The sequence below is a fragment of the Paenibacillus sp. FSL H8-0457 genome (genome assembly GCF_038051935.1).
Taxonomy (GTDB): Bacteria; Bacillota; Bacilli; order Paenibacillales; family Paenibacillaceae; genus Paenibacillus_AQ; species Paenibacillus_AQ lautus_A.
In genome coordinates, this window is sequence record NZ_CP150293.1 from 3,213,095 (window position 1) to 3,237,982 (window position 24,888).

General features: G+C 51.1%; 21 protein-coding genes. 18 read left to right on the top strand and 3 right to left on the bottom strand.

Annotation, left to right across the window (positions count from 1 at the left end):
* Positions 1-82: 82 nt before the first annotated feature.
* The 3 genes from MHI43_RS14335 to MHI43_RS14345 all read left to right on the top strand — a co-directional run bounded on the left by MHI43_RS14335 (position 83) and on the right by MHI43_RS14345 (position 6,186).
* Positions 83-769: a hypothetical protein gene (locus tag MHI43_RS14335; protein ID WP_036663254.1), complete on the top strand. Its 687-nt coding sequence runs from the start codon at positions 83-85 to the stop codon at positions 767-769.
* The gene (locus MHI43_RS14340; RefSeq protein WP_036663252.1) at positions 762-4,979 is read left to right on the top strand and encodes a glycoside hydrolase family 2; all 4,218 of its coding nucleotides are present in this window, start codon (positions 762-764) and stop codon (positions 4,977-4,979) included. The genes MHI43_RS14335 and MHI43_RS14340 overlap by 8 nt, the downstream gene beginning before the upstream one ends.
* A 70-nt stretch (positions 4,980-5,049) precedes the next feature.
* A complete protein-coding gene (locus MHI43_RS14345) occupies positions 5,050-6,186 on the top strand; it encodes a glycoside hydrolase family 88 protein (RefSeq protein WP_036663637.1) in 1,137 nt (378 codons plus the stop codon).
* 133 nt (positions 6,187-6,319) lie between these two features.
* Here the strand turns inward: MHI43_RS14345 and MHI43_RS14350 are convergent, their stop codons facing one another.
* Positions 6,320-7,549, bottom strand: a complete 1,230-nt coding sequence (locus MHI43_RS14350) for a cytochrome P450 (protein WP_015735048.1) — start codon at positions 7,547-7,549, stop codon at positions 6,320-6,322.
* Positions 7,550-7,750: 201 nt separating this feature from the next.
* On the opposite strand from MHI43_RS14350, the gene MHI43_RS14355 reads away from it, so the two are divergent.
* Positions 7,751-8,260 (top strand): PadR family transcriptional regulator, encoded by a 510-nt coding sequence (locus MHI43_RS14355; protein WP_036663249.1) that lies wholly within the window; start codon positions 7,751-7,753, stop codon positions 8,258-8,260.
* 156 nt (positions 8,261-8,416) lie between these two features.
* Here the strand turns inward: MHI43_RS14355 and MHI43_RS14360 are convergent, their stop codons facing one another.
* A complete protein-coding gene (locus MHI43_RS14360) occupies positions 8,417-9,004 on the bottom strand; it encodes a pentapeptide repeat-containing protein (protein ID WP_235201803.1) in 588 nt (195 codons plus the stop codon).
* Positions 9,005-9,319: 315 nt separating this feature from the next.
* Here MHI43_RS14360 and MHI43_RS14365 point away from each other — a divergent pair, with 315 nt between their 5' ends.
* From MHI43_RS14365 to MHI43_RS14390, 6 genes are all read left to right on the top strand, one after another.
* Positions 9,320-10,975, top strand: coding sequence for a DUF6138 family protein (locus MHI43_RS14365; protein WP_036663246.1), 1,656 nt, complete (start codon positions 9,320-9,322; stop codon positions 10,973-10,975).
* A gap of 25 nt (positions 10,976-11,000) precedes the next feature.
* The gene (locus MHI43_RS14370; RefSeq protein WP_041621990.1) at positions 11,001-11,300 is read left to right on the top strand and encodes a hypothetical protein; all 300 of its coding nucleotides are present in this window, start codon (positions 11,001-11,003) and stop codon (positions 11,298-11,300) included.
* A gap of 410 nt (positions 11,301-11,710) precedes the next feature.
* Positions 11,711-12,112, top strand: a complete 402-nt coding sequence (locus MHI43_RS14375) for a hypothetical protein (protein WP_155989888.1) — start codon at positions 11,711-11,713, stop codon at positions 12,110-12,112.
* Between the two features lie 50 nt (positions 12,113-12,162).
* The gene (locus MHI43_RS14380) at positions 12,163-12,285 is read left to right on the top strand and encodes a hypothetical protein (RefSeq protein ID WP_261979718.1); all 123 of its coding nucleotides are present in this window, start codon (positions 12,163-12,165) and stop codon (positions 12,283-12,285) included.
* A 129-nt stretch (positions 12,286-12,414) separates the two neighbouring features.
* Positions 12,415-12,582, top strand: a complete 168-nt coding sequence (locus tag MHI43_RS14385) for a DUF3502 domain-containing protein (protein ID WP_327196878.1) — start codon at positions 12,415-12,417, stop codon at positions 12,580-12,582.
* 53 nt (positions 12,583-12,635) lie between these two features.
* Positions 12,636-14,006 carry a BNR repeat-containing protein gene (locus tag MHI43_RS14390; RefSeq protein ID WP_036663244.1) on the top strand — a complete coding sequence of 457 codons (1,371 nt, stop codon included), beginning with the start codon at positions 12,636-12,638 and terminating at the stop codon, positions 14,004-14,006.
* A 155-nt stretch (positions 14,007-14,161) separates the two neighbouring features.
* Here MHI43_RS14390 and MHI43_RS14395 read toward each other — a convergent pair whose 3' ends face one another.
* Positions 14,162-14,353, bottom strand: coding sequence for a hypothetical protein (locus MHI43_RS14395; protein WP_341283273.1), 192 nt, complete (start codon positions 14,351-14,353; stop codon positions 14,162-14,164).
* 344 nt (positions 14,354-14,697) lie between these two features.
* On the opposite strand from MHI43_RS14395, the gene MHI43_RS14400 reads away from it, so the two are divergent.
* From MHI43_RS14400 to MHI43_RS14435, 8 genes are all read left to right on the top strand, one after another.
* Positions 14,698-15,336, top strand: coding sequence for a spore coat protein (locus MHI43_RS14400; RefSeq protein ID WP_015735056.1), 639 nt, complete (start codon positions 14,698-14,700; stop codon positions 15,334-15,336).
* A 166-nt stretch (positions 15,337-15,502) separates the two neighbouring features.
* Entirely contained in the window at positions 15,503-17,125 is a 1,623-nt protein-coding gene (locus tag MHI43_RS14405) for a helix-turn-helix domain-containing protein (protein ID WP_036663240.1), read from the top strand.
* A 63-nt stretch (positions 17,126-17,188) separates the two neighbouring features.
* Positions 17,189-18,148, top strand: a complete 960-nt coding sequence (locus MHI43_RS14410) for an ABC transporter substrate-binding protein (protein ID WP_036663239.1) — start codon at positions 17,189-17,191, stop codon at positions 18,146-18,148.
* A 312-nt stretch (positions 18,149-18,460) separates the two neighbouring features.
* On the top strand, positions 18,461-19,960 hold the full coding sequence (locus MHI43_RS14415; RefSeq protein ID WP_015735059.1) for a malate:quinone oxidoreductase: 1,500 nt from the start codon (positions 18,461-18,463) through the stop codon (positions 19,958-19,960).
* Positions 19,961-20,136: 176 nt separating this feature from the next.
* A complete protein-coding gene (locus MHI43_RS14420) occupies positions 20,137-21,738 on the top strand; it encodes a helix-turn-helix domain-containing protein (protein ID WP_051425361.1) in 1,602 nt (533 codons plus the stop codon).
* 83 nt (positions 21,739-21,821) lie between these two features.
* On the top strand, positions 21,822-22,856 hold the full coding sequence (locus tag MHI43_RS14425; protein WP_341283274.1) for an iron-siderophore ABC transporter substrate-binding protein: 1,035 nt from the start codon (positions 21,822-21,824) through the stop codon (positions 22,854-22,856).
* A complete protein-coding gene (locus tag MHI43_RS14430; protein WP_015735062.1) occupies positions 22,853-23,848 on the top strand; it encodes an iron ABC transporter permease in 996 nt (331 codons plus the stop codon). Before MHI43_RS14425 ends, MHI43_RS14430 begins: the two co-directional genes overlap by 4 nt.
* Entirely contained in the window at positions 23,845-24,888 is a 1,044-nt protein-coding gene (locus tag MHI43_RS14435) for an iron ABC transporter permease (RefSeq protein WP_036663237.1), read from the top strand. Before MHI43_RS14430 ends, MHI43_RS14435 begins: the two co-directional genes overlap by 4 nt.

Sequence of the window (24,888 nt, forward strand, 5' to 3'; positions counted from 1 at the left end):
TTTTACTATCGCAAAAGAAAGCTTCAGCTTCTTGAAATTGAGACATCCTGTAACATCAAAAATTGACAACAGGAGGTGCTGCATGCCATTCATGCAACGATGTTTATATAGGGCCGAGGAAATCGGGGGAAATATCCGTTCCCGGTTTCGCGGGGAACGGTATATTCAAGCGGTCGAAGATGCGATGAAGCGGGAGGGCGTATCCCGATTAAGTTTGTTTGCGGATGGAAGCCGGTTGTTTCTTTATTATGAATGCCGTGGTGAGCAGGTCCTACCGGAAATTCTGCTGCCGGAAGCCAATTCGTGGCTGGCCGTTTGGCCGGGAGGTGGATTAGAACGACGATGGGCGGCCATGACCGATATTTTTCATTACCAAGCCCCCGCTTCGGAGCAGCATTGGGAACGCAGGAATAAAGACAGCGTGCCGTATGGAAGGATCGCCCGGCTGAAGCCCGAGGAGACGGCCAGCTACGTGTACTATCATTATCAGTACCAGGAAGAACGGCCTGGCGATGGAGACAAGTACGGGATCATCGGCCTGCATGAGAATATGCTCTTCTTCTACTCCGAGCTTCCCGCTACGCTTGAGCCAGCGCCCTACAAAGGGAAGCTGAATACTTCGCTCCGGCCGGATGATTGGGCGGCGGCGATGGATCCGCATTTTATCAAGTGGGAGGAGGCGTCGAGCGGACAGGAGATCTGGCGGGATCTGGAGCTTGTACGGGAAGTGCGCATCTCTGACGAAAGGCAGGATACAAAGCATGCGTAACCGATGGTGCCTGAACGGAGAGTGGGACTTCATGCCGCTGTACGATCAGCCGCAGCGCCGGCAGCTTCCGGATGAGATCGTCTACGAGCCGGAGCCCGTCCGAGTTCCTTCCAGCTGGAGACGGTCGTACGAGCAGCCAAACGGCAGAACGTTCGGCGAAATTCACGAGCACGGATATGCTCCGATGGATCTCTACAGCTATCCCAAGGCGTGGGACGCCGCGGAAGCGGGCGTTCTGCACCGCTGCTTCCGGATTCCCGAACACATGGCCGGTCAGCGGATCGTCCTGCGGCTGGACGGTATTATGCAAAAAGCCGTCCTATTTCTCGACGGGGCGGAAGTCGCGGTTTGGGAGGACGGCTACCTGCCGCTGCGGCTCGATATCACGTCGAGCGTAGCGCCGGGCCGTGAGCATCATCTCCATGTCCTATGCGGGAGCTTCGACAGAGTGAAGCTGCCGTCCGGCATGGAGAAAGTGACGGGATTGACAGGTTCATGGTTTGGCAATGTCGCCAGAGGGATATGGCAGGATGTCTATCTGGAAAGCTACCCGGTTCTTTCACTGGAGGATGTAACCATTTGCACGTCTGTGCGGAAGAAGCGCTTGGAGCTTGCGGTCATCGCCGGGACGACAGAAACGGCTGCGGCTCTTGGGCCGATCCATGTGAGGCTGAGCGTGCGGGAACTTGGCGTATTGCGACAGGATGGAGAACTTTCGGAGGCAAGGGATGCCGATTCGTCAGGCAGCGGCATCCATCGATATGGGGCTCAAGATGCGAAGCCGCAGCAAGCTCAGGGGCGTGGAATTGAAACGGAGAGGCACCTCGTGGAGAGAAGGACAGGAGGCAGATCGGAAGCCGAAGACAAGCTGGCCGTTCCGGTCCTCCTGGCGGAGCAGCTCGCTGAACAGGTCGATCCCTCGGCTGTTGGGATGCTTCGGTTGTGCGAGAACGAACGCGTCGGAGCGGTTTATCGCGCCTCCTTCACCCTGGATTGGCAGGACGCCAAGCTGTGGAATCCTGACACGCCATTCCTTTATGTCGCGGTGCTTGAACTTGTAGCAGGTGAGCAGGTTCTCGACCGGCGCGAAGAGGTATTCGGTTTCCGCGAATTTTGGTGCGAAGGTCCTCAATTTATGCTGAACGGGATCCCGATCCATCTTCGCGGCGATTCGTGGCATTTTCAAGGCGGACTCCAGCAGATGGAGACGTATATCCGTAATTGGTACCGGATGTGCCGGTCTGTCGGAATCAACAGTATCCGTCTGCATGCCGAACCCTATCCGGAAGATTATGTGCGGATTGCCGACGAGGAGGGCATGCTGATTATCGACGAAACGGCCATATACGGATCGGGCAAATCCATGCTCGCCGACCATCCCGAATACTTGGCCCATTGTCGGTTGCATGTTCAGCGGCTCGTTCGGCGCGACAAGAATCATCCTTCGGTCATCATGTGGAGCTTGCAGAACGAAATGCGCTGGGTAGACGGCCGGGACGGCTACAGGTCGCAGATTCCCAGCTTCATGGAGGCAATGCGCGAACTGGATCCAACGCGGCCGATCATCGCAGAAGGGGACAATCGGCTGCTGTCCAAAGCGCATACGGAAGTGGAGAGCCGTCATTACAACATCGACGGCACCATTGCTCAATGGGACCGTTCCGTCCCTTTGACCTTCGGCGAACACGGCGGATGGTGGTACATATGCCCGCAGAACGCCAGCATGTACGCAGGGCTGCAGGCCTATCGCGGTACGGACGAAAGCACGGCCGGGCTGGCGCACAAGGAACGCCTATTCGTGGAGTATGCGCGGCGGCAAGGCGTCTCGGGCATAGCCACGTTTAATTTCGCCCATTATTTCATGCGGTCGATGCCGGAGAACGACGTCGCAGCTCCGCCGTTGGAACCGGACTTGCCCGGCGTAAGCCCCAAGAAGATCCCGGCCTATTCGCTGACGATCAACAACGGTATGCTCCCGGATCATCCGATGTATCTTCCTAATCCGGCTTTCGCCATCATGGCGGAGGCGTTGAAGCCGGTTACGATGTTCGCGGCCGAATACAACGGCTGCTTCTACGACGACGCGCCCATCTCGCGCAGCTTTGACGTCTTCAACGACACGCTGTCCGCACAAGACGTGCGGATTGAATGCGAGGTCATGCAAGGGGAGACGATCGTGCTGGATCGTATCTTCACGTTCCGTCAAGAGCCGGCCGAGTCCAAGGCCTTTGAAATCACGTGGATTCCCATCCCCGTGGATACGGAAGGGACGGCGCTGCTGAAGGCCTCGCTGTTTCATGGCGAGCGTCTGATGTTTGAGCTGCGCAAGGAATACCGGCTTGTGCCGGGAAGCTTGCTCCATGATCCTGTCGAAGTCGGCCGCCCGGCGGCTTACTGGGGTTCTGAGGAGGATTATATCCGGATCCGCCGGCTTGTACCCGGCTGCGAACGGGCGAACCGTGATGCGATCGCCTTGCTGTCGTCCGATGATTTGCTGATTATTGGCAGCAATGCGGAGGATCCGGACGGCAGGCTGGAAGCGGAGCTTAAAGCCTTCGTTGCAAGGGGCGGACGTCTGCTTCTGCTGGAGCAGACCGGCCTGTCGCTCGGTCGGATAACGCTGTCGCGCAGGCCTTTTCTGCGCGCCCATGCCGGGGATTACCGTCACCCGGTGCTGAAGGGCTTGAGCGACAAGGACCTGATGTTCTGGCACGAGGAGCTGCGTGAAGAAGGGCCGTTGCCGATCATACGCGCCGCGTTCGAAAAGCCGGTCCATGGCGATTTCACCCTGCTGCTGGAGTGCAGCGCCGGCGATTTCGGCGACGGGGGGGATCTTTGGTCGCCGCTGCTGGAGTATCGGAGCGGAAGCGGCATGTTTCTGGCCAATCAGCTGGAGATCATGGCCAATCTAGACCGAGTACCGCAAGCCTGTCTGCTGCTGCGCAACCTGCTGGCTTATGCAGGGCGGTCCGAGGAAGCTGCCGTCCCGGCCATGCGGACGGCAGGAGCGCTGGTAAGCCCTGGCGGGACAACGGCAGCGTTCCTCGACCGACTTCGGCTGCGTTATAAGGTGCTGGATGCCGCAGCGGTGATAGGTGAAGCTGCGGAGCGCGAATCCTCCGAGCCATCATTCGGCCTGCTCATGGCCGAAGCCTGCCTGCTTGGGTCGCCTGGCGCTGCTGAAGCCGTCAAGCGCTATGCTGAAGCCGGCGGGCATGTGCTTGTCCTGCCGGCGGACAGCAGTCAGCAGGACACGCTTGCCCGCTTGTTGGGCCGTCCGGTACGCGTGGAGCCGCACGAGGCCTACCATCTAGCGGCAGATTACTCCCACGACGCCGTGCGCGGCTTTAGCCCGGTTGATTTGTTCGGCTTCGATAAAGTGTTCCTTTCGCCGCGTGATGTCGTGAACCGGCCGCTGGCCAGCGATCGGCTGGAAGTGCCGGGCACGGACACGATGTGCGTAAGCGTCGAGGAAACTGCCTGGAAGGACTACTTCGTGAATGGTTACACATCCGAATACAGCCGTCTTGCGCTGGTTGAAATCAACCGCAGGAACGCTCGCCGATCCGGGGTATTTCTCGTCCGAGACAGGATAGGGGCAGGTTCCATTCTCTGTTCGCAGCTTCTGACTGATCTTGACAGTGACAAAGCGCTGCGATTGTACACTCGTCTGCTCGCCAATCTGGGCGCTGCCTTCGATGACCGCTTACTGGTGAGCGAGAAGGCTGACGGCGCATGGGCCGTGGAAGCGGTAATGGCGCTGTCTTGCCCGCCTTACGTCGATTTCGAAGCCATGAAGACGTATTATACCGATCCCGAATATTCGCTGAATAATTTGGGAGAAAGCCTGTACGGCTGGATGCAGAAAAAAGAGCGGAGGTCCGAGGACGGAAAGATGCGGATCTCCCATGTCGCGAATGAGCCATGGTTCTTGAGCTGTTTCGTACAGGTGCCTGATGGAACCGAGCCGTACCGCAAGGGATACATGAGAATCCAATCGGATGTACCGTACGCCATTTTTTTGAACGGCGAGTTTATACCGGAGCCAGAGCTTGAGCTTGCCCTGAAGAGCGGCCTTAACCGGCTGGTCGCGATCGTCCATGGAAACGGCGGGAATATGGACTTCGGTATGGTCATTCTGCACGCGGATGGATCGTACATGAAAGATCTGGAATACCGAATGACCCTGGACGAAGTCGAGCCGAAATAGCGGTGAGAATGGAAGAGCGGGCTCTGTTTGGATGGAGCCGCACCAAATGAATAAGTTATGGGAGGGCAAGATGGGCTGGAACGCTGTCATAGAACAAACCTTGCATACGACCAAAGCGAATATCGCCCGGTTTGAAGATCGGTTTCCGCATGTCGGAAACGAAAACGGCAAATACCGACTGGTGGATCATACGGATTGGACGGAAGGATTTTGGCCGGGAATCCTGTGGCTGAGCTGCGAGTACGGTCAGGATTCCTATATCCGTGAAGCTGCAGTCCGATGCACGCATTCATTTCAAGCAAGATTAGCGGAGCATAAAAATCTGGATCATCACGATATCGGTTTCTTGTATTCTTTATCTGCACTGGCGCAATGGATGGTTGAACGGGACGAAGCGGCCAAGATCACGGCTCTTCAGGCGGCTGATGCGCTCATGAGACGATGGAGGCCCACGCTTCAGCTTATCCAGGCGTGGGGCCCTGAACATGACCCCCAAAACGGCGGCCGGATCATCATCGACTGCTTGATGAATTTGCCTTTGTTGTGCTGGGCAACCGAACAGACCGGGAGATCGGCATATGCCGAAGCCGCCCGCATTCATGCTGACAAAAGCCTGAAGTTCCTGGTTCGCGGCGATGCCTCATCCTATCATACCTTTTATTTTGATCCCGAATCGGGGGATGCCGTGCGCGGAGGTACCCATCAAGGATTTCAGGATGGTTCGACGTGGTCGCGGGGGCAGGCATGGGGCATATATGGATTCGCGCTGGCCTACCGTTATTTCGAAGAACCGCAATATTTGGACACGGCGATTCGAATGGCGCGTTATTTCATCGACCGCCTTCCAGATGATCATGTCGCCTACTGGGATTTCGACGTTCCTCCAACGGCACTTACGCCTAAAGACAGCTCTGCTTCTGCGATTGCCGCTTGCGGGATGCTGGAAATCGCCGACCAGCTGTCAAGCGATGATCCCCGCAGGGAATTTCTCCTTGATGCCGTTCGGCGTTCCATGGATTCCATGGTACAGGGATATTTTACGAAGGGTAATCCGGACGAAGAAGGCTTTTTGCGGCATGGTTCGTATTTTGTCAGAGGGGGAATTGCGCCGGACGATTTTGTCATCTGGGGCGATTATTTCTTCCTGGAAGCGCTCATGCGTTTAAACAACGGGCGGCCCGGTTACTGGTATGAACCCAAGAGGTAAAAAAGCAATAGAATGATTTCCTAATAAGCGAGAGACCCTGTCATTTCAGAAACAAGCAGGGTCTCCCGATATCATGAGCCCTTGCTGTGGAGGGCTTTTTTTGATGTACCAAATAAAATGAGACAGGTCAGCCTTATCGATGAACACGGATAGGAAGCTGAGTCAACATTTGTCCTGCCGCAGAAGGACTCAGGTTATCTTCCAGTTTAAATTCAGGAACGGGTTCAATGCGCGGGAAGAAATCCATGAACCTGCTTATCGCAATATTTGCTTCCAGCCGTGCCAGCGGAGCACCCAGGCAGAAGTGAGCGCCATTCCCAAAGGTTAAATGTTTTTTGTTATTGGTACGGTGGATGTTCAAGGTGAAGGGATCCTCAAATACCTCTTCATCCATATTGGCAGCACTCATCCAAGCGACGACGAGATCCCCTCGTTTCATATCTACGCCGAGTACATGATTGTCCTGTTTGACGGTTCGATCCATTTTTGCAATGTTAAACCGATAACGCAGCATTTCCTCGATGGCATTGGGAAGGAGCTCGCGGTTAGCCTGGATTTCCCCGTAAATTTGGTTGTTGTCATATAAGAAGGAATAAAACGTATTAGCTAGCAGATGAGTCGTCGTTTCAATGCCTGCACCCAGGATAAACATCGTCGTTCGGACGATCTCATCGTCCGATAACCGATCCCCGTCCACCTCGGCTTGAATGAGGTCGGAGATGATATCGTCCGCGAGATTGGCTCTTTTTTGGACGATATGAGGATAGAGATAGTTGTAATATTCCTTGGCAGCATGACGTTTCAGTTCTTGTACATCTTCCGAATGGTTTTTGGGCAGGGGAAGGAACAGATGGTTTACCCACTCCTTGAATAATAACCGGTCTTCGGAAGGGACTCCGAGCAGATCCGCTATGACGATGGTTGGCAGCGCACTGGCATAATGTTGGACGATATCGATGACATGGGCGTCTCCCATTTCCTGCAGAAGCTGGTCTGCAATCTCTTGAATGCGCGGCTCCCAGAGCTTCAAGCTGCGAGGGGTGAAAGCGGCGGATATCAAGGCACGGCTTTTTTGGTGTTCCGGGGGGTCTGATTGCAGGTTGATTTTGCTCATTTTCTGGCCTTCGTCATTATCGGCGCCAACGCTGATCATCGTCCGCGTTCTTACACTAGAGAAATATTCATGATCCTTGAGAACCCTCTTGACGTCATCGTACCGGAAGACGTTCCAGGTTTGGGTCGCCTGATTATAAACGATGGGCTCATGCTGCAATTTGTGTTTGTACCATTCATAAGGATTGAATTCTTCGATCGGTGAACGGAATTGCGTGATTTCCTCTAAGGAGATGATCTCATGATTCATTACATTCCCTCCAATGCTAGTGTAATATAACATATGTTAATTTAACATATAGTTATAATTGGTCATAGTTTCCAATGACCCATGTCCAAAGTTCTGTTTATATTCTTCCTTGTCGGATTTTGGTTGAACATATACGCTAGAGATGTGCTGTTAAATATGCAGCGGTATTGTCAAATCCGTCGACGAAAGGCCTGAACGATCATGTATCTTGAACTTCTCATTCTGATCCAAATCGATAAATCCCCGAAACACGGGTATGAAATAAAAAAAGAAATACAGAAAGATCTCGGTTATTTGATGGACGTGAATCACAACATGTTATACCCGACATTGCGAAAATTTACGGATGAGGGATTTGTTCGTAAACATCGAAATGAGCAGGTAGGCAGACCGAATCAGTATGTATATGAAATTACAGAAGCAGGGAGGGAACAAATCGCAAACCTCATTAACGAATTCACCGAAAAAGATGCAAAACATCAAATCGAGTTCATGGTTAGAGTGTCCCTGTTCGATCGTATTTCGAAGGAGGACCGGAATCGGATTTTACATAGGAGAAAGAAGGATTTGGAAGAGCTGCTGTCAGATATCGAGAGAAGACTGGATGAAGGCGGGGACGAGTTGTTCCGGGACGAGGTTCTGCGGTATTCGGTATCCCAGGTTCAAGGCGAATTGGCGTGGATCGATAGGCTGGTCAGCAGCTTAACCTGATGGGTAAATACGGCTTCGACCAGAGCTTTATTCATTGCAGCATTCAGCGCGACGATGTTTTAGCGCGAGCAAAGGAGCCGCGAAATCGCGGCTTTTTACCAGTAGATCTTGAGGGCTTTGGTAGTGGATGGGGTGTTGGGCTCGAAAGTTTGAAAATTAAGCAAAGGGTTCTCCGTTGATCTTGACATGCTCCATAATTGTATTATCCCAAACCGGTAGAGCTTCCGCTTCACTTACAAACCGGCTTCCGGATAAGGAGCCGTTATGAAAGATTGCTTCATTGAAGCTGCATTCTTCAAAGAGGCAGTACATCAGATGTGCGCCGCGAAAATTAACATTCGAGAAGTTACACCGAATGAAGGCCGCGTCGCGTGCGATGGCGTGACTTAAATTGGCTCCGGTAAAATCGCAATCCTCAAACCTTTCTCCAATCCGGGCTTTTTTTAAATTTGTTTTTCGAAACGAACAATGATTGAAATGACGCGTCACAAACGAACCGCCAAGTTTCATTCCATCAAAGCGGCAATGCGTAAACCTGGATGAGTTCAGACCCGTTCCGTCCATAAACTTGGCAAAAGATAAATCAACATGATGAACATCCAGGTACTGGATAATTTCATTCAAGGTGACACCTCGGAAATCCTCTTGCCCTGCATCTGTTACTCCAAAGGGAGAGGAAGGGAATCTCCGTTCTTTTTTATGCATATTTTGTTTGCCTGTAACGGCAGCCAATGCCTGATTCACTTCAGTGGATTGCTCCGTATCCCATCTTGCGATCCATTGTTTTGCGCTCAATGAACAACCTCCTTATTTCAGAAACGAATGTATGCTCTTAGAAATGATCTTTAATCGAGTCGGTTTTATAGTATCATAGATGAAGCAGCATATTCCAAGATTTGGTTGGAATCAAATCGATGAAGGAGTGGCGAATGGAGGCTTAAGTCATGATCAAGGAGAGTGAAAGGGTATGAAGGAGAAAGAGAGACAGCCGCATTTGGCCAAAGCTGTTAGCGCAGATGAGGAACAATACGAAATGATATAAAGGAGTATTAGTGGAACATGGATCAGACACTGGAAACACTTTTGAATGAAATGAAACAGGAGATCGACAAATGGATGGCTTATATCAGCGATAAAAACGCGGACAAAATCGTAAAGCGTACTACGCTGCAGATCGGGATTCACGACTATGCGCTGCTCGAATATAACAAGGGCAGAGTGAGCATGACGGACGACGAGCTGGACTTATCGATGCCTGGAGACAGGGGCACACCTGGGGAGCCGTTGACCGAAGAACTTGTGCGAGAGCACATCGTTCCTAAATTATCCTCTTACATGCAGCGTAAATTGGACGAGATGCCAAGCTCATTAATCGATTATCAGTTTACGTTTAACGGCAAGTTTCGAGTGCGGGAAGGCGACCTGAACCTTTGCATTCTTACATATGCAGATGAGACAAAGAAGAAGCAATTACAGGAACGAATCTCAATCTATATTGCCAATAAGCTAGAAGCGGGAACCTATCCGACGAAACCGTTGGAGACGTTTTTCCTGTCCAGGCACATCCTGGACGAGGGGCTGTATCCTGACGCGGATCCCGCCTGGATCATTGCCGTTTTTGAGCGGATTCAGCAATTGAACAAAGGGAACCAACATCTCGCAGAGCATCGTTCTAATCTAATTACGGCTTTGCGGAATTGGGCGGAGCAGCGTTGGCTTCCTCGTTATTTTGATAATATCGGGACGCAGTGGCAGCCAGAATACAAGAAAAAAATCGACATTCATTTGGAAAATACCGAGCAAGGTCCAATCGATCTGCTGATCTATGCCGCCATCCTGATTCTGAAATACGAGCCCTCTTATAGCAGAAGTACAGGATTGACTATGTTGAATTGCGCCAAGGATCTTGGAAGCGAACGGGCCCAACGATTGAGTAAAGAAGGAAGCGGGACCTTCGCCAAGGAAGACGTCTGTTTACGTGACGAAATGGTGGAATGTACGGCCAACGATGTGTTTGCCGAGGTCTCCATAGCCATTAAGGAGGAAACGGGGGAGAGTTACGCTCGCGCGCTCCGGTTTCTGACACGCCTCTTCAGCTTGGGATTCCCGAAAAGCTACCAAATCAAACTGAAATCCCCGGTCAAGCAGTGGCTGCCGATCAAAGGATTGGCTAAGTCGGGAACGCATCGGTTCTTCGCCAACGCCTTGGAATACCCGGAATTGTATCCCTTCATGGAGGAGTATGCTAAAGCAGCGATGGAGCCGTTTGAATGGTATGCGGATACGGAAGGGGAAAAAAACTGCATGCCGGGAAGCTACGCCGTCTTTGGCCTCGGATTGAAGGATACAACGTTTTTCCCATTGGTGGAAGAATACATGGGCAAAGTTGATGACGAACACCAATCCGTTCAAAACCATTTCACGATAGCTTTTACTGAGCGGCATGGTGTTAATACGGAAACCATTCCAACCTTGGTAAAGTGCATGCTGCACTGCAACGATTCAATGAAAATGAAGATCCAATCGGACATGGAACACGGGCTAAACGTCAGACTGCTGCTCGATCAAGTTCGCGGCCTCCCGTATTACCAGGTGGAGCGTATCGTATATTTGATCTGGGGCGGTACGGACAAGCTGAAGAAGATAGCCGCCAAAGCCGAGGGGGAGAGGGCGCAGTGGCTCACTGATTTGGCGGAGGCCGCCTGTCGGAAGTAATCGTGTTCACTTAGGCCATCCTTAAATGAGTCCAAAATCAGCTGCTGAAAGGCAGCTTTTTTTATCCTTATCTAACTGTTCCAGGCAAAATGATGCGAAAATGATGGAACCGAAAGCCGTTTATATAGTAGCTAAATGGAGACGCATTGATATAAAATACGGACAAGAAGACAGGAAAAGTTTGGAGCCATTCGAAAAATTGAAAGCGTTGTCTTTAAGAATCTGCGGAACTTATGAATGTAGGGAAGGGGGCCTTGGAATCGGCACGTTATGGGCATTGCGAATAGAAGAGGCTCAGCTTCGAGCTGGAGTTGCCTTATATTGAGACCATGAGGACAGAGGATTCGCTATTTTGCCGAAATGGGCTCATTATGGTGACCTTGCGGACCCAGGATCCGTTATTGCACCATAATCGTAAATGATTCCACGCTAAATCCTGCAATAGCGGATCTCTTGTCCGCATATGGCTGTGAAAATAGGTAAATCAAAGAAATAGCGGAACCAGGGTCCTCTATTATCGCAAATCCATGAAGTTAAACGAAGCTGGATCGATAGCCGTGGTCCTAATGAGGGAAATGGTCATACGGCGCAAATCCCTGGTGTTATTTTGGTAATATCGGACGAATATTGAGATCACGAGGACAGCGGATACGCTATTTAACCGAAATGAGCTTATTATGGTGACCTTGCGGACACATGCTCCGTTATTGCACCATAATTGCAAGTAATTCCACGATGAATCCTCGCGAGGAAGGGACCCCAGGCATCATTCGCGGTCCAAACGGGCAGCCCGTCGTACAAATGAAGGGCATCACGATGGGCGCGAGCCAGCGAGCGGAATGGATCGTTTCTATCAAGCCGCGAATTCTGGCCGCCCAGGGAAACGCCACCGGCGAAACGCTGGAATGGATGAAAACGGATAAGAAGCCGCTGGAATTCAACAACCATTTCGGCGAAATCAGCAGCGGCTACATCGGAGTGCTCAAGGTGTTGTTTCCCGAGTTCGAGTACGGATGGTTTGATTATTATCTCGACCATGTGCCGAACTACATGCCTTATATGACGCCGGACAACAGTACGATGATTTCGGTCGGCGCGCACTCCAAGCATAAGGAAATTGCATTGCGCTTAAGCTGATCGAGAAGGCCCACACGGATCGTATATACTACAATCTCCTGCTGTATGGCGTGGAAGGGGAGAACTACAATCTGGAGGGGGATTACATCAGCTACGCCGGCATCAAGTCGGAGAACAATAAGCCGGGCTGGACGGGATTGTATGACGGCAGCATGAGCCAATTGGAAAAATAACCGGGAGGATGGCAGGCCATCGTTGAGCATTAGCATTCGGAAGGCGCGAAACGGGCCGTAGAAAACGGAGAGAGCCCGCTGGCGGGATTCCGCTTCGATACGGTACCGATAACGGCGGAGCTCGCAGCCATGGAGGCAGTCAGATCGCATTACATCGTACCGCTGTACGTCGGCATGTCCGAAGGTATCGATGCTGATCTTGCATTTGCGAGGCAGCAGATGAGTGAAGCTGGATTCCCGAGCTTCATGGAGGAGCTGCAGATTCAGCTGGATGCATTCGCAGCCATGAAACGATAGGGGATAATCACGAAGCAATCAAGTGATCCGACAAGGAAGCGAGGAGGTCTCAAATGACGAATTCCAATATAAACCTTAATGCTGAACCTGAACGCATCGAACGCATCCCTACAACCCTTACCGGTGATGGTGCCTGGTGCTGGTTTGCCGATCCGAGGGCGCTGCGACATGTCAATGCCGCAACGGGCAGCGACAAGACATTCATCGGGTACATCGATGTTGCGGGCAGCATCCAGGCGGTTCAATATGATCATGTGACCCAAGAACGCAAGCAAGTGCGGGTTCGGGCGGGTTTCCAGCAGGATGACCATAACAATCCGACGTTTTTGGTACTGCCCGACGGCCGGGTGATGATTTTTTATTCCGAGCACTCGACAACCCCATATTTTTATTATCGCGTCACAGCCCGTCCTGACGATCTAGAAACCTTAGGGCCTGAAAAAATCATCGCTACCACGGGATATGGGAACACCACCTATCCTTCTCCCTTCGTGATGACGGATCAGCCCGGTTATTTCTATCTGCTGTGGCGGGGCATGAATTGGCACCCGACCGTCGCTAGGTACACGCTGCCGGATCCGGATGGCGACGTCACTTGCGACATGGAACCGAAACAGATCGTGGATTCCAGGTGTTCTGAACAAGAAACCGGAAAAAGGCCGTATGCCAAGTACGAAACGAACGGCAAAGACAAAATTATGATGTCGTATACCTATACGCATCCGGACAATATGATTCCGAATTCATTGTACTATTCGTATTTGGACGTGAATACCCTGACGCTGCATGGCGCTTATGGACATCAGCTCGCAGATCTGAACCGCGGGCCGCTGAAGCTGGATAACAAAGAAACCGATCCGGCCCACTTGGTCGATCGCCAGCCGGGCATACGCAACTGGAACTGGGATATAGCCGTCGATAAAGAGGGATACCCGGTGATCTTGTTTGTTAGGATCAATGGGGATAAGGATCGCCACCATTATTGTTACGCTAAGTGGTCCGGCTCCGATTGGCGGATTACACCGTTGGCGGATGGCGGACGATGGTTCCACCAAAATGATCAAAGAGAATTATGCTATTCCGGGGGCATGACGCTGGATCATAACAACCCTTCCATCGTGTACATGTCAATCCCTGTAAAGGGTACATACGGTGAGGTTTTCGAAATTCATCAATGCGTCATTGCGCATGACGGGACGATCGCCGAAATAAACCAAGTCACCGAAAACTCGACTCATAACAACGTTCGACCTTTCGTTGTCCGCCATGCAGCTCTGGGCGAAGCCTATGATTTGATATGGATGCACGGGGATTACTACTATTGGGATCATTCGCAAGGGCGATTGGGTTATACGACGGGGCTGCGAACCTTGTGTGAAATCGTAGCGATTGAAGACGAAGGGAAGACCGATCCTTCGGCATAAGTCATAATATCGGCAACACCGAAAAGCATCTGGGGAGTCGACCGTTTCCCGCTAGGGAGAAACGGTCGATTTATTATTTGAGGTAAGAAATTTTGTGTTAAAGAAACTGCTTCCCGATGAAGGCAGCATGGATAATGGCAAAATAAGACAAGCGCCTAAGGACACTCCATCATATACATGTAAATGGATCCCCAACCGTCCGTTCTGAAGGATTGCTCTATTCGCTGCCTGCTATAGAAATTACGGTAAAAGGTGCTAATCACGACCAATCCGATGATCAGGATGATCACGATGCTGGCGAAGAAAACCCGCCGATTCCGGTTCAGAGGCTTCAGAAAATCACTCATTCGCCTATATGTAACGAGGTAGGCATCGATCGGTTCGATATATTTGGATAGGACAAAGTAGTCCCCACCCTGAGAACTGTAATCGAATCTGAGAATATGCTTTTGGTCCGGCGACATATGGCTAGGCGTGAAGATTGTCGTGACTTATGTAACCCCGGTTTTCAAGGTTGCCCTGCCGTTCATGCTGCTGTTGACGATATGGATCAGAAATAAGCCGGCTGCCTGAATACTTTTGATTCATGTAATGAACAATAAAACTGGACTGCAAATGCAATCCGTTCGCAGCGCCACCATCGTGGATTTATAGCTGCATAAAAATCGAAAAACCCATAGGAGGTACATGAATGCAATTCGAACAACAGCAAAATCATCAGAACATGGAAACCGGCATGATTCCACCGCAATTGAACCATGGCGGTCATGAAATGTTCGATGTACACGAGGTACTGGCAGGAGCCATCAATACGATGAACACGTATACCATGCTGAGCGGACATGTGCAGGATCCGGAGCTTCGGGATATCTTGCAGCGCCAAAAGCAATTTATGGCGGATGAATATAATATCACCTTAGAATGCTTCAAAACTGGACAAGATCCATCCAAGTCGACGCAAAGCTATAAAATGAAGCAGGGGAACGACTTTATCTACGGCATGAAACCGGGTCAACCGAAAAAACCGATGCAGTCCACTGCCGAGATCAATGATGAAACCATCGCGCTCAGCATGCTGAACGCCGTGAAATCCGGCGCTACCATGAAAACGAATGCAGCGATGGAATCCACGAATCCGGTTGTGCGCCGCGTCCTAGCGGATTCCCTTCCCAACTGCATCGAAATGGCGTATGAAATTTCGCTGTATCAAAACAAGCACGGCTACTATCAAGTGCCGCAGCTGCCTCAGCAAGATATGCAGTATATGCAGAACAGCTACGCCACGGCTCCGATCCAGTCGCAAATGCCCGGCAAAATGGCCCCTCACTAAATCCATAAAAGCGCCAAGTCCACAAGGAAATGGCGCTTTTATTTTTTCTGATTTCATCAGTTATAAGAGAGAATTCAGCTAGAGCTAAACACACTATTTTATTGAGAATGATTATCAATGAGATTATAATAGGTTAAAACAGGAGTTCGTCAGAAGGAGCGCCAGCATGGAAGAAACGCAATATTCGCTGTTGGGAGTACGGTACATAAAGCAAGGTCACGCCGAAGAGCCAGTCGGGGGTTTCATGGAGACGCATACCCTATACCTGATCCATAAAGGCTCCGGCGACTTATATTTGAACGGAGGAAAGCACCGACTGAAGGCGAAGGCTGTCTGTTATTGTCCGCCGGGTTCGATCGTCGACATTCAACGGACGCCGTCTTCCCCGGTGCCGCTGGAGGTTTACGAATTGCGTTATGAAGTATGGGATCTCAAGGAAAGCACCACGTGCAACAGGGTATACATCAAGAATTTGTCTGCACTGATGGACACCGGCAAGCTTCCCTTCGCCGCAACGCACGAAGCTCTTGTCCTGATTCAAGAACTAAGCCAACGAATGCAAGATCAAGCAGGAGGCGGAGGACTTGCAGCTCGTCTTTGCATCGACGCAGTATTCAAACAGTTGTTGAGTGCGCTGCTGCGATCAACGAACGATAAGAATCGGGAAGAGGATTGGCTTGAGCGTATGAGACTTGCAGTTGAATATATGGAGAAGCATTATCACATAGCCTTAACGCGCAACGACATGGCAAAGAGGGCTGGATTTACGCCGGAGCACTTTTCCGTATCGTTCAAAAAAGCAACGGGCTCCAGTTTCACGGAGTATTTAACCCGGCTGCGACTCGAGAAAGCCAGAGAGGCATTGCTTGATGGCGACGATCGCAATCTCGACCGCATTGCACGGGAGGTCGGATACCAAGACGGCATGTATTTAAGCCGGAAATTCAAGCAGCATTTCGGCCACTCTCCACGCGATTATATGCAGCGGCCAAAGCGTATTGTGGCGCTTCAATACCTGGGCCACCTGCTGGCGCTCGGACTTACGCCCGTGGGAACGTCATCGAATCTGCTACGCGCCCGCCCCTTCAGGGGAATGCTTAAGCATGTAGCGGATATCGGAGATGCCAAATCGCACCGTGCGATTGCCTCCGTGCAGCCTGATCTGATCGTTACGTCCGGACCCAACAGCCAGCCTTTGTCCCGGCTCGCAACAACGATCTCGATTCCATGGGGGCAGGAAGACTCCTTAGACGAGCTGCTCCGGTTGGGCAGAGCGCTGAATCGCGAGCGGGAGGCGGAGAAGTGGATTACTGCGTTTCGGGCGAAAGAGGAAGCTGCAGCCTCTATGGTCGCCAACAGAATCAGTACTCATAACGCGACGGCAGTTGTACTGGAGTTTTGGCAGGACCGGTTATGGGCGGTCAATATCGCCTATGGCAGAGGCCTTCGCAATTTATACCGGACCTTTTCCTTTCGGCCGCCGGAGCCGCTGACTGATTACGTCCTGGGAGAAGGAATCGGCTTGGAATTAACGCCGGATATGCTTGCCGCGCATGCGGCGGATTATATATTCGTAACCGTGTGGGAAGCGGGTGGAGGTGCAGCATATGCAAAACGGGTTATGAACAGCAAGGAATGGAGGAGCCTGCCCGCCGTTCGCAACGGCAAAGTGTTCTTACTCGATCTGGAGCTGTTTAAGCATAATGATCCGATAGCGTTAGAGCAGCAATTAAGCATCCAAACCGAACTTCTTACAAATGTCCATAGAACCGCAAACGGAGCGCAATAGACGAGCCTTCTCCCTATTAATATAATAATGATAATCATTATCAATAGGTGGAGGGTTTAATGGATGCAGTGGCTTAAAGGTTGGAAACTGGCTCTGATCGGAAGTTTGGTCATCGTATTGGGAGCATGCGGGGATTCTGGACAGCAAAGCGAGAAGGTGGTGAACCAAGCGGGTCAACAAACAGAAGCAACACGCAAATTCGATACGGTTATGGGAGAGATCGAGATTCCGAAGGAACCGAAGCGAATCGTTGCGACGCAATACCTGGGCCATTTGTTGACCTTGGGCGTTAAGCCGGTCGGGGCAGGTACGGCCAGCTTGAATCAATATTTTTTGCAGGACCTGACGGACGGAATCGAGGATATCGGCGATGATCAAGCGGCGCTTGAGAAAATCGTGTCCCTTGATCCCGACCTTATTATTCGGCCTTCAGACAAGAATTATGAACAATTCGCCAAAATCGCACCGACGATTGTCATTCCATGGGGAGCTAAGGATTTGTATGCAGAGCTGCGGGAATTCGGCGATTTTCTCGGGAAATCGGAGGAAGCCGAGGAGGCAATCCGGCATTACGAGGAGAAGCTGGCGGAGGCCAAAACCAAGCTGAACGGCGTGGTCAAGGAAGGAGAAACCGTTGGCGTTTACGAGATTTGGGCGAAAAACTTCTGGGTTGTGGGAGAAAGCTTTGGCCGCGGAACCCGTAATCTCTATTCCGGTCTCGGCTATCAGCCGCCTGAAGCCGTGAAAGGGCAGGTCGTAAACGGAGGCGCCGGTTTGGACATTTCGCTGGAATCGCTGCCGGACATGGCCGCGGATTACATGTTCGTGACCGTCTACGATGCGGACGGGGGCGGGGAACGAGCCAACGAGATATTGGAGAGCGCGCTGTGGAAATCCCTTCCGGCTTACAAAAACAACCGCATCTTCACGCTGGATATCAACCAGTTCTCCGCAGGCGACCTGATCTCGCTTGAAAAGCAATTGGAGATACAGACGAATTTGCTGCTCGGCAACGTGAAATAGCCGCAACACGGGAAAACCATGTCGAAACCCGCTTAAAGTCGCGATCCTCGCGGCTTTTTTTGTTATGACGTTAGCCGGATTATCAGTTGTCGGATATTGTGGAGGATCTTCTCACTTTGTTAACTACTTGAAATCGTTTATAATGATTAGATAATAATAGATATTTTAATCTATCAATATTTATAATAGACTATAATATGGTGATTATTGACACAGAAAAGGTGTGTTTTCAGAAGACGCCTTGCTTTTTATCGACATTTTTAGCAGGGGCGCCTACTCTTTTTTCAAATATATGGGATAAGGAAGGGTATAATGAGCAACATGGACAAAAAAACAGACGTAATCTTGATTGGTGCCGGCGTCATGAGCGCGACATTGGGAGCCTTACTGAAGGAGCTAGTGCCCGAATGGGAGATCAAAGTGTTCGAGAAACTCGCAAGCGCGGGGGAAGAAAGCTCCAATGAATGGAATAATGCGGGGACCGGCCATTCCGCACTGTGCGAGCTTAACTATACGTCCGAAAAACCTGACGGATCTATAGACATCAGCAAAGCGATCAACATCAACGAGCAGTTCCAGGTCTCAAGGCAGTTCTGGTCTTATCTGGTAAGTAGCAATCTGATTCGCAATCCGCAGGATTTTATCATGCCTATACCTCATATGAGCTTGGTTCAGGGCGAAAAAGACGTGGCCTTTTTGAAAAAACGTTTTGAAGCGCTGTCAAATCATCCTCTCTTTCAAGGAATGGAATATTCCGAGGATCCCGAGCAGCTGAAGGAATGGATTCCGCTTATTATGGAAGGGCGCACATCAAACGAACCGTTAGCGGCAACCAAAATCGATTCCGGGACGGACATTAACTTTGGCGCTTTAACGCGCATGCTGTTTGAGCATCTGAAGAACAAAGACGTGGAGGTCAACTACAAGCACAGCGTGAAGGATATCAAGCGTACTCCCGATGGCTCGTGGAAAGTAAAAGTGTTGGATATCGATAACGGCAGAACCGAGTTCCATACGGCCAAGTTCGTCTTTATCGGCGGCGGAGGCGGCAGCCTGCATTTATTGCAAAAAACCGGCATTCCCGAATCCAAGCATATCGGAGGGTTCCCGGTAAGCGGACTGTTCATGGTCTGCAAGAATCAAGAAGTCGTTGCGCAGCATCATGCCAAGGTATACGGAAAAGCCAAGGTCGGCGCACCTCCGATGTCGGTGCCCCATCTGGACACAAGATACATCGATAACCAAAAAGCACTGCTCTTCGGTCCGTTTGCCGGCTTTTCGCCGAAGTTCCTAAAAACGGGTTCGAATTTCGATTTGATCGGTTCCGTCAAACCGAATAACGTCTTCACGATGCTGGCGGCAGGGGTTAAAGAAATGGCGTTGACCCGATACCTGATCCAGCAGGTGGTGCTATCGAATGAGAAGCGCATGGAAGAGCTGCGCGAGTTCATCCCGAACGCGAAGAGCGAGGATTGGGAAATCGTCGTGGCGGGCCAACGCGTACAAGTCATTAAGGATACGGCTAACGGAAAGGGCACGCTGCAGTTCGGGACCGAAGTGGTTAGTGCCGCGGATGGTTCGGTCGCAGCCCTGCTCGGTGCTTCGCCCGGGGCTTCGACGGCCGTTCACGTGATGCTTGAGGTATTGCAGAAATGCTTCCCGCAGCAGATGAAGGAATGGGAACCGAAAATCAAGGAAATGATTCCTTCTTACGGGATGTCGCTTTCGAAGAATCCGGCCCTCTTCGAAGAAATTCAAGATACAACTTCAGAAACGCTAGGTTTAAGCTTAAAAGCACTGGTGCATAGTTAATCTCTTTTATGATGGAAAACCAACCCGGTATAGCGGTTGGTTTTTTTTCGTTCCGTGGGCTTGCAGTGAATTCAGCGATGCTTCACTTCAAGGATAAAAACTTGGCATTGATAAGTCATACCTTCACCCATAAAATATAATGAGAATGTTTCTCAATAACAAAGGGGGAAGTTGATATGTTCGAGGAGTTAACGGAAATGCATGGCTATCTGTACAAGCTTGTCCATGCACGGTCTCCGGAAGATACGCCCGGTATGAAAGTTGATAACAACAATCACCTTATGCTTCTTGTGTTCTCTGATAAGCAGAAGATAACAATTGAGCGGAAGCCTTATCATGTCGGCCCTCAAAAGGTCATCTTGCTGCCGGCAGGTCTTTGGATTGAGGATAAGTCCGAATCGATGGGCAGTTTGGCATTGGAGTTTGTCATGCTGGAAGAAACGCAAGCTTATCGTTATGCGCCTGTAAGCTTAAGCCGAGTTATCGAGGTTGAGGTGGGTCTTTTCCCGTCGTTGTACCAATCCGTGCTGGATATCAGAACCAAGTGGAGTGGGGAACGTGTGGATCAGCTGAAGGCCCAGCATATGTTTCTAGAGCTGCTAATAATGATCATGGAGAATGCAGCCGAAAAACCTCATACCGAACATGAACGAGTGGTCAAGCAAACCGTTGAATACATTCATCGTCACTATCATCGCAATATCAGCCGAGAGCATTTGGCAGAGCGTGCAGGTCTTAGCAGCGATTATTTCACGAGAATCTTCAAGCGGCAGCTTGGAAAATCGCCGATGTCTTACTTATCGGCGGTCAGGCTGAACCACGCAAAGCAAGAGCTATTATTAACGAAGGACTCGTTTCGGACGATCGCCCAGCGCATCGGTTATGCGGACGAATTTTATTTTAGCCGCAAATTCCGAATGATGACGGGCATGTCGCCGTCCATGTATGTGAAGCAAATGAAAAAGGCGGATAAAATCGTATCCCTTCACCACCATCTGACCGGCCATTTGCTTGCACTTGGAATTGAGCCTTACGCTGCCATCGTCAATTCCTATTATCCGATCGCGTTACATAATACGATTGAAATTGGTCATTTCCGACCTGATCTGGACAAGCTGGCCTCGGCGAACCCCGATGTCATTTTCACATGCGATATCTATGACGAGGAAACCTCTGCCAAGGCAAAAATGTTTGAGCATATCACGCAAACGATAAGCATTCCTTTCTATGACGATTGGCGTACCCAGTTTTGTAAAATAGCCACGGCAACCGGGAAGGACAAGGAGGCGGGGCTATGGCTTGAAAAGTATCAGGCAAAATCCCTGAGTGTTCGCGCAAGCATCAAGCCGTATGTCGATGGAAAAACAGCCCTGATCATCGGTCTCGGCAACGGTATACTCTGTCTGTTTGGTCAGCGCAACGTAGGTGCGGTGGTTTATGACGATTTGGGGCTTAAGCCGCCCTCGGGCTTGGGCTCCATTCCTCTGTACCGCGAGATAGCTTATGAGGACATTTTCGATTACGATCCAGATATCATTTTTTTGACCAGCTTTCGAAATGACGGCTCGCAGCAAACCAAAGCGGCCATCCGGCAGACCTTGAATCAATGGTATCGGGACCCGAGATGGAAGTCGAAAAGGGCGGTGCGGAATCAGGAGGTATACTCACTGTTGGAGAGCCAGCATTTATATACAATGTATACTGCCTATTCGCATGATCTGCTGCTGGACCGTCTGCATGACTTGCTTGTGTCGGATTTGTCCAAAGAGTGGACGTAATTACCTATGTTCATGCCCTAGGCTTTTTTTATAATTAATAATGAGAATCAATATCAATGGTATTGACTTATTAATTCATAGAGATGACGGGGGAGAAGAAACAGATGCAAGTTTGGAAAAAACCGTGGCTGTTTGCCATGTTGCTGGTGATTGTACTCGTAGTATCGGGGTGTGGACAAAATCAGGGAAGTGTATCGAAGGAACCTGCTTCGCAACAAAGCGGATCGCCAACAATAGGCAGCCAGAGCGAAGCGATAACTCCGGCCAACGAATCGGAAGTTCGTACCATAAAACATGAGATGGGCGAGACCAAAATTCAAGGTAACCCGACTCGCATCATCACCTTATATCAAGGAGCGAACGATGCAGCGGTCGCATATGGGGTTAAGCCTGTCGGCATTGTCGAATCCTGGCTACAAAAACCGGTGTATGAATATTTGCGAGATGAGTTAGACGACGTTCCCCAGCTCGGCACGGAGGTTCAGCCAAATCTTGAAGAAATCTACAAGTTGAAGCCAGACGTTATCTTCGCAACGAAAACGAGACATGAAGGCATCTATGATCAGCTCAGCCAGATTGCACCCACGGTCATGATCGGTGAAGTATACGACTGGAAAGCCTCGGTCAATTTGATGGGTGAGGTTCTGAACCGGGGAGATAAGTCCAAAGAACTTATGGCAGAATGGGACTCCAGAGTTGACGACTTTAAACAGAAAATGGGGGATCGCCTCCCCATCGAAGCGACCATCACTAATTTCAGGGCGGATCATGCGAGAATCTTCTACATGGGTTATGCCGGAGGCATTCTGAAAGAACTCGGATTCGCTCGTCCTGAGGGACACGATGCGGAGGTATGGGGCGTTCAGTTGACTTCCAAGGAGAGCATACCCGATATGAATGCTGACGTTATTTTCAATTTCAACTCGGGTGACGATATGGCAGCGGTAGAGAAGTATTACAAAGATTGGACAAGCCATCCCCTCTGGGCAAACCTGGATGCCGTCAAGAACAACCAAGTCTATATGGTTGATGAAGTCTCCTGGAATATGGCCGGAGGCATTCTGTCGGCGCACCTAATGCTCGATAGTCTGTACGATTTGTTTGAGTTGGACAAATGAACAAGCGCAATGCCCTGTTATTGCTCAGCGCATTCATTCTGATGGCCGGCGCGTTCATTGCGAGCCTGCTGCTGGGGCGGACGAATTATTCTTGGGTTACGCTCGTATCTTCGTTTACCCAGTATAATCCGGAACAGGTCGACCATCTCATTATTCGGACTGAGCGTCTGTCCCGGGCAGTCATTGCTTTGTCGGTAGGGGCTGCGGTCTCCTTGGCAGGGGCCATGATGCAAGCATTAACCCGGAATCCGCTTGCCTCCCCGGACGTTTTCGGCATTAACTCAGGCGCGATCCTGCTGGTCGTGCTGGCAACGCTCCTCAATCCAAGCAGCCCGATGCTGCATTTGGCCTTATACGCGGTAGGAGGTGCGACGGTGTCCGCATTCATCGTGTACGGGCTGGGCTCGTTGGGACGCGACGGGCTCACTCCTATTAAGCTAGTTCTAGCCGGTTCAGCGATAACCGCCTTATTCTCGTCCGGTACGCAGGCTATTCTTGTCATGAATGAAAACGGGCTGCAGGATGTGTTGTTTTGGCTGGCAGGTTCCGTGAGCGGCCGCTCGATTGATCAGGTCCTGCCACTGTTCCCGTTTATGGCGGCAGCGGGCGTGGCAGCCCTGTTCATGGGCCGGGCGGTCAACCTGCTTATGACCGGGGAGGACGTTGCGAAAGGACTCGGGCAAAACACCGTGCAGGTGAAACTGATGCTCGGCGTCCTGATCGTCGTTCTTGCCGGCGGTTCGGTAGCCATCGTCGGCGCGGTGGGTTTTATCGGCCTGTTCGTTCCGCATTTGGCACGCTCTTTGACAGGACGGGATTACCGTTGGGCTTTGCCCTTCTCTGCCGTATTGGGGGGGCTGCTGTTAATCATCGCGGATATAGCGGCACGGCTGTTGATTATGCCTAATGAAATTCCGATCGGCGTAATGACGGCGGCTATCGGAATTCCGTTTTTCATTCATGTCGCTCGTAAGGGAGGGGCGTGGAAGTGAAACGATATACCCATATTCGAAGTCGAACGGGAAGCATGGACCTACAATTCGAGACAATAAGTTTGATCTGGATACTACTGGGTATATTGGCCTTTGTCGTGGCCATTGCCATGGGAACAGGGTGGGGAGATACCTACATATCGCCGAATGCCGTCCTGTCAACCTTATTCGGCACGGGATCGGGAGAGCACGATTTTATCCTGCTAACGCTTCGGCTGCCGCGGGTATTGACCGCCTTGTTCGTCGGAGCGGCCCTTGGCGTTGCCGGTGCCATTCTGCAGGGGATCATTCGCAATCCGCTGGCATCGCCGGATATTATAGGCATTACCGGCGGGGCTTCGGTAGCCGCGGTGAGTTTCATTACGTTTGCCGGCGGTGTCGCAAGTATCAAGCTCCTGCCGTTAGCCTCCATTGCAGGAGCGCTTCTGATCTCCTTGCTAGTGTATGGCCTGTCATGGAAAAAGGGAGTTACGCCGATTCGTATGGTGCTGATCGGAATCGGCTTATCCGCTGCCGCTAAAGCGGCAACGACGCTAATGATTGTCATGAGCCCCGCCATATCGGCCGGCAAAGCATATCTTTGGCTTACCGGAAGCGTTTATGGGGCTTCCTGGCAAAACGTATATACGATTGTTCCGGTTGTTGTGCTTGGTACTTTGCTTGCCCTGGCATTCAGCCGAAGCCTGAATGCCCAGGAGCTTGGCGATGATATTGCAAGCAGCCTGGGCGTCAAGGTACAGCGGCATCGATTCCTGCTCATCCTCATCAGCGTAGTTCTGGCGGGGACTGCCGTATCCGTCGCGGGCGCGATCGGTTTTATCGGTTTGATCGCGCCGCATATCGCGCGGCGATTGGTTGGCCGATTGTATGGGGGAATGATGCTGGTGTCCGGTCTGATCGGCGGGCTTCTCGTCTTCATGGCCGATCTGATCGCCCGTACCCTGTTCTATCCGCTGGATATTCCGGCAGGTATCTTCACGGCCGGTATAGGAGCTCCGTTCTTCATCTATTTACTGTTCAGGAACCGCAATCAGATATAG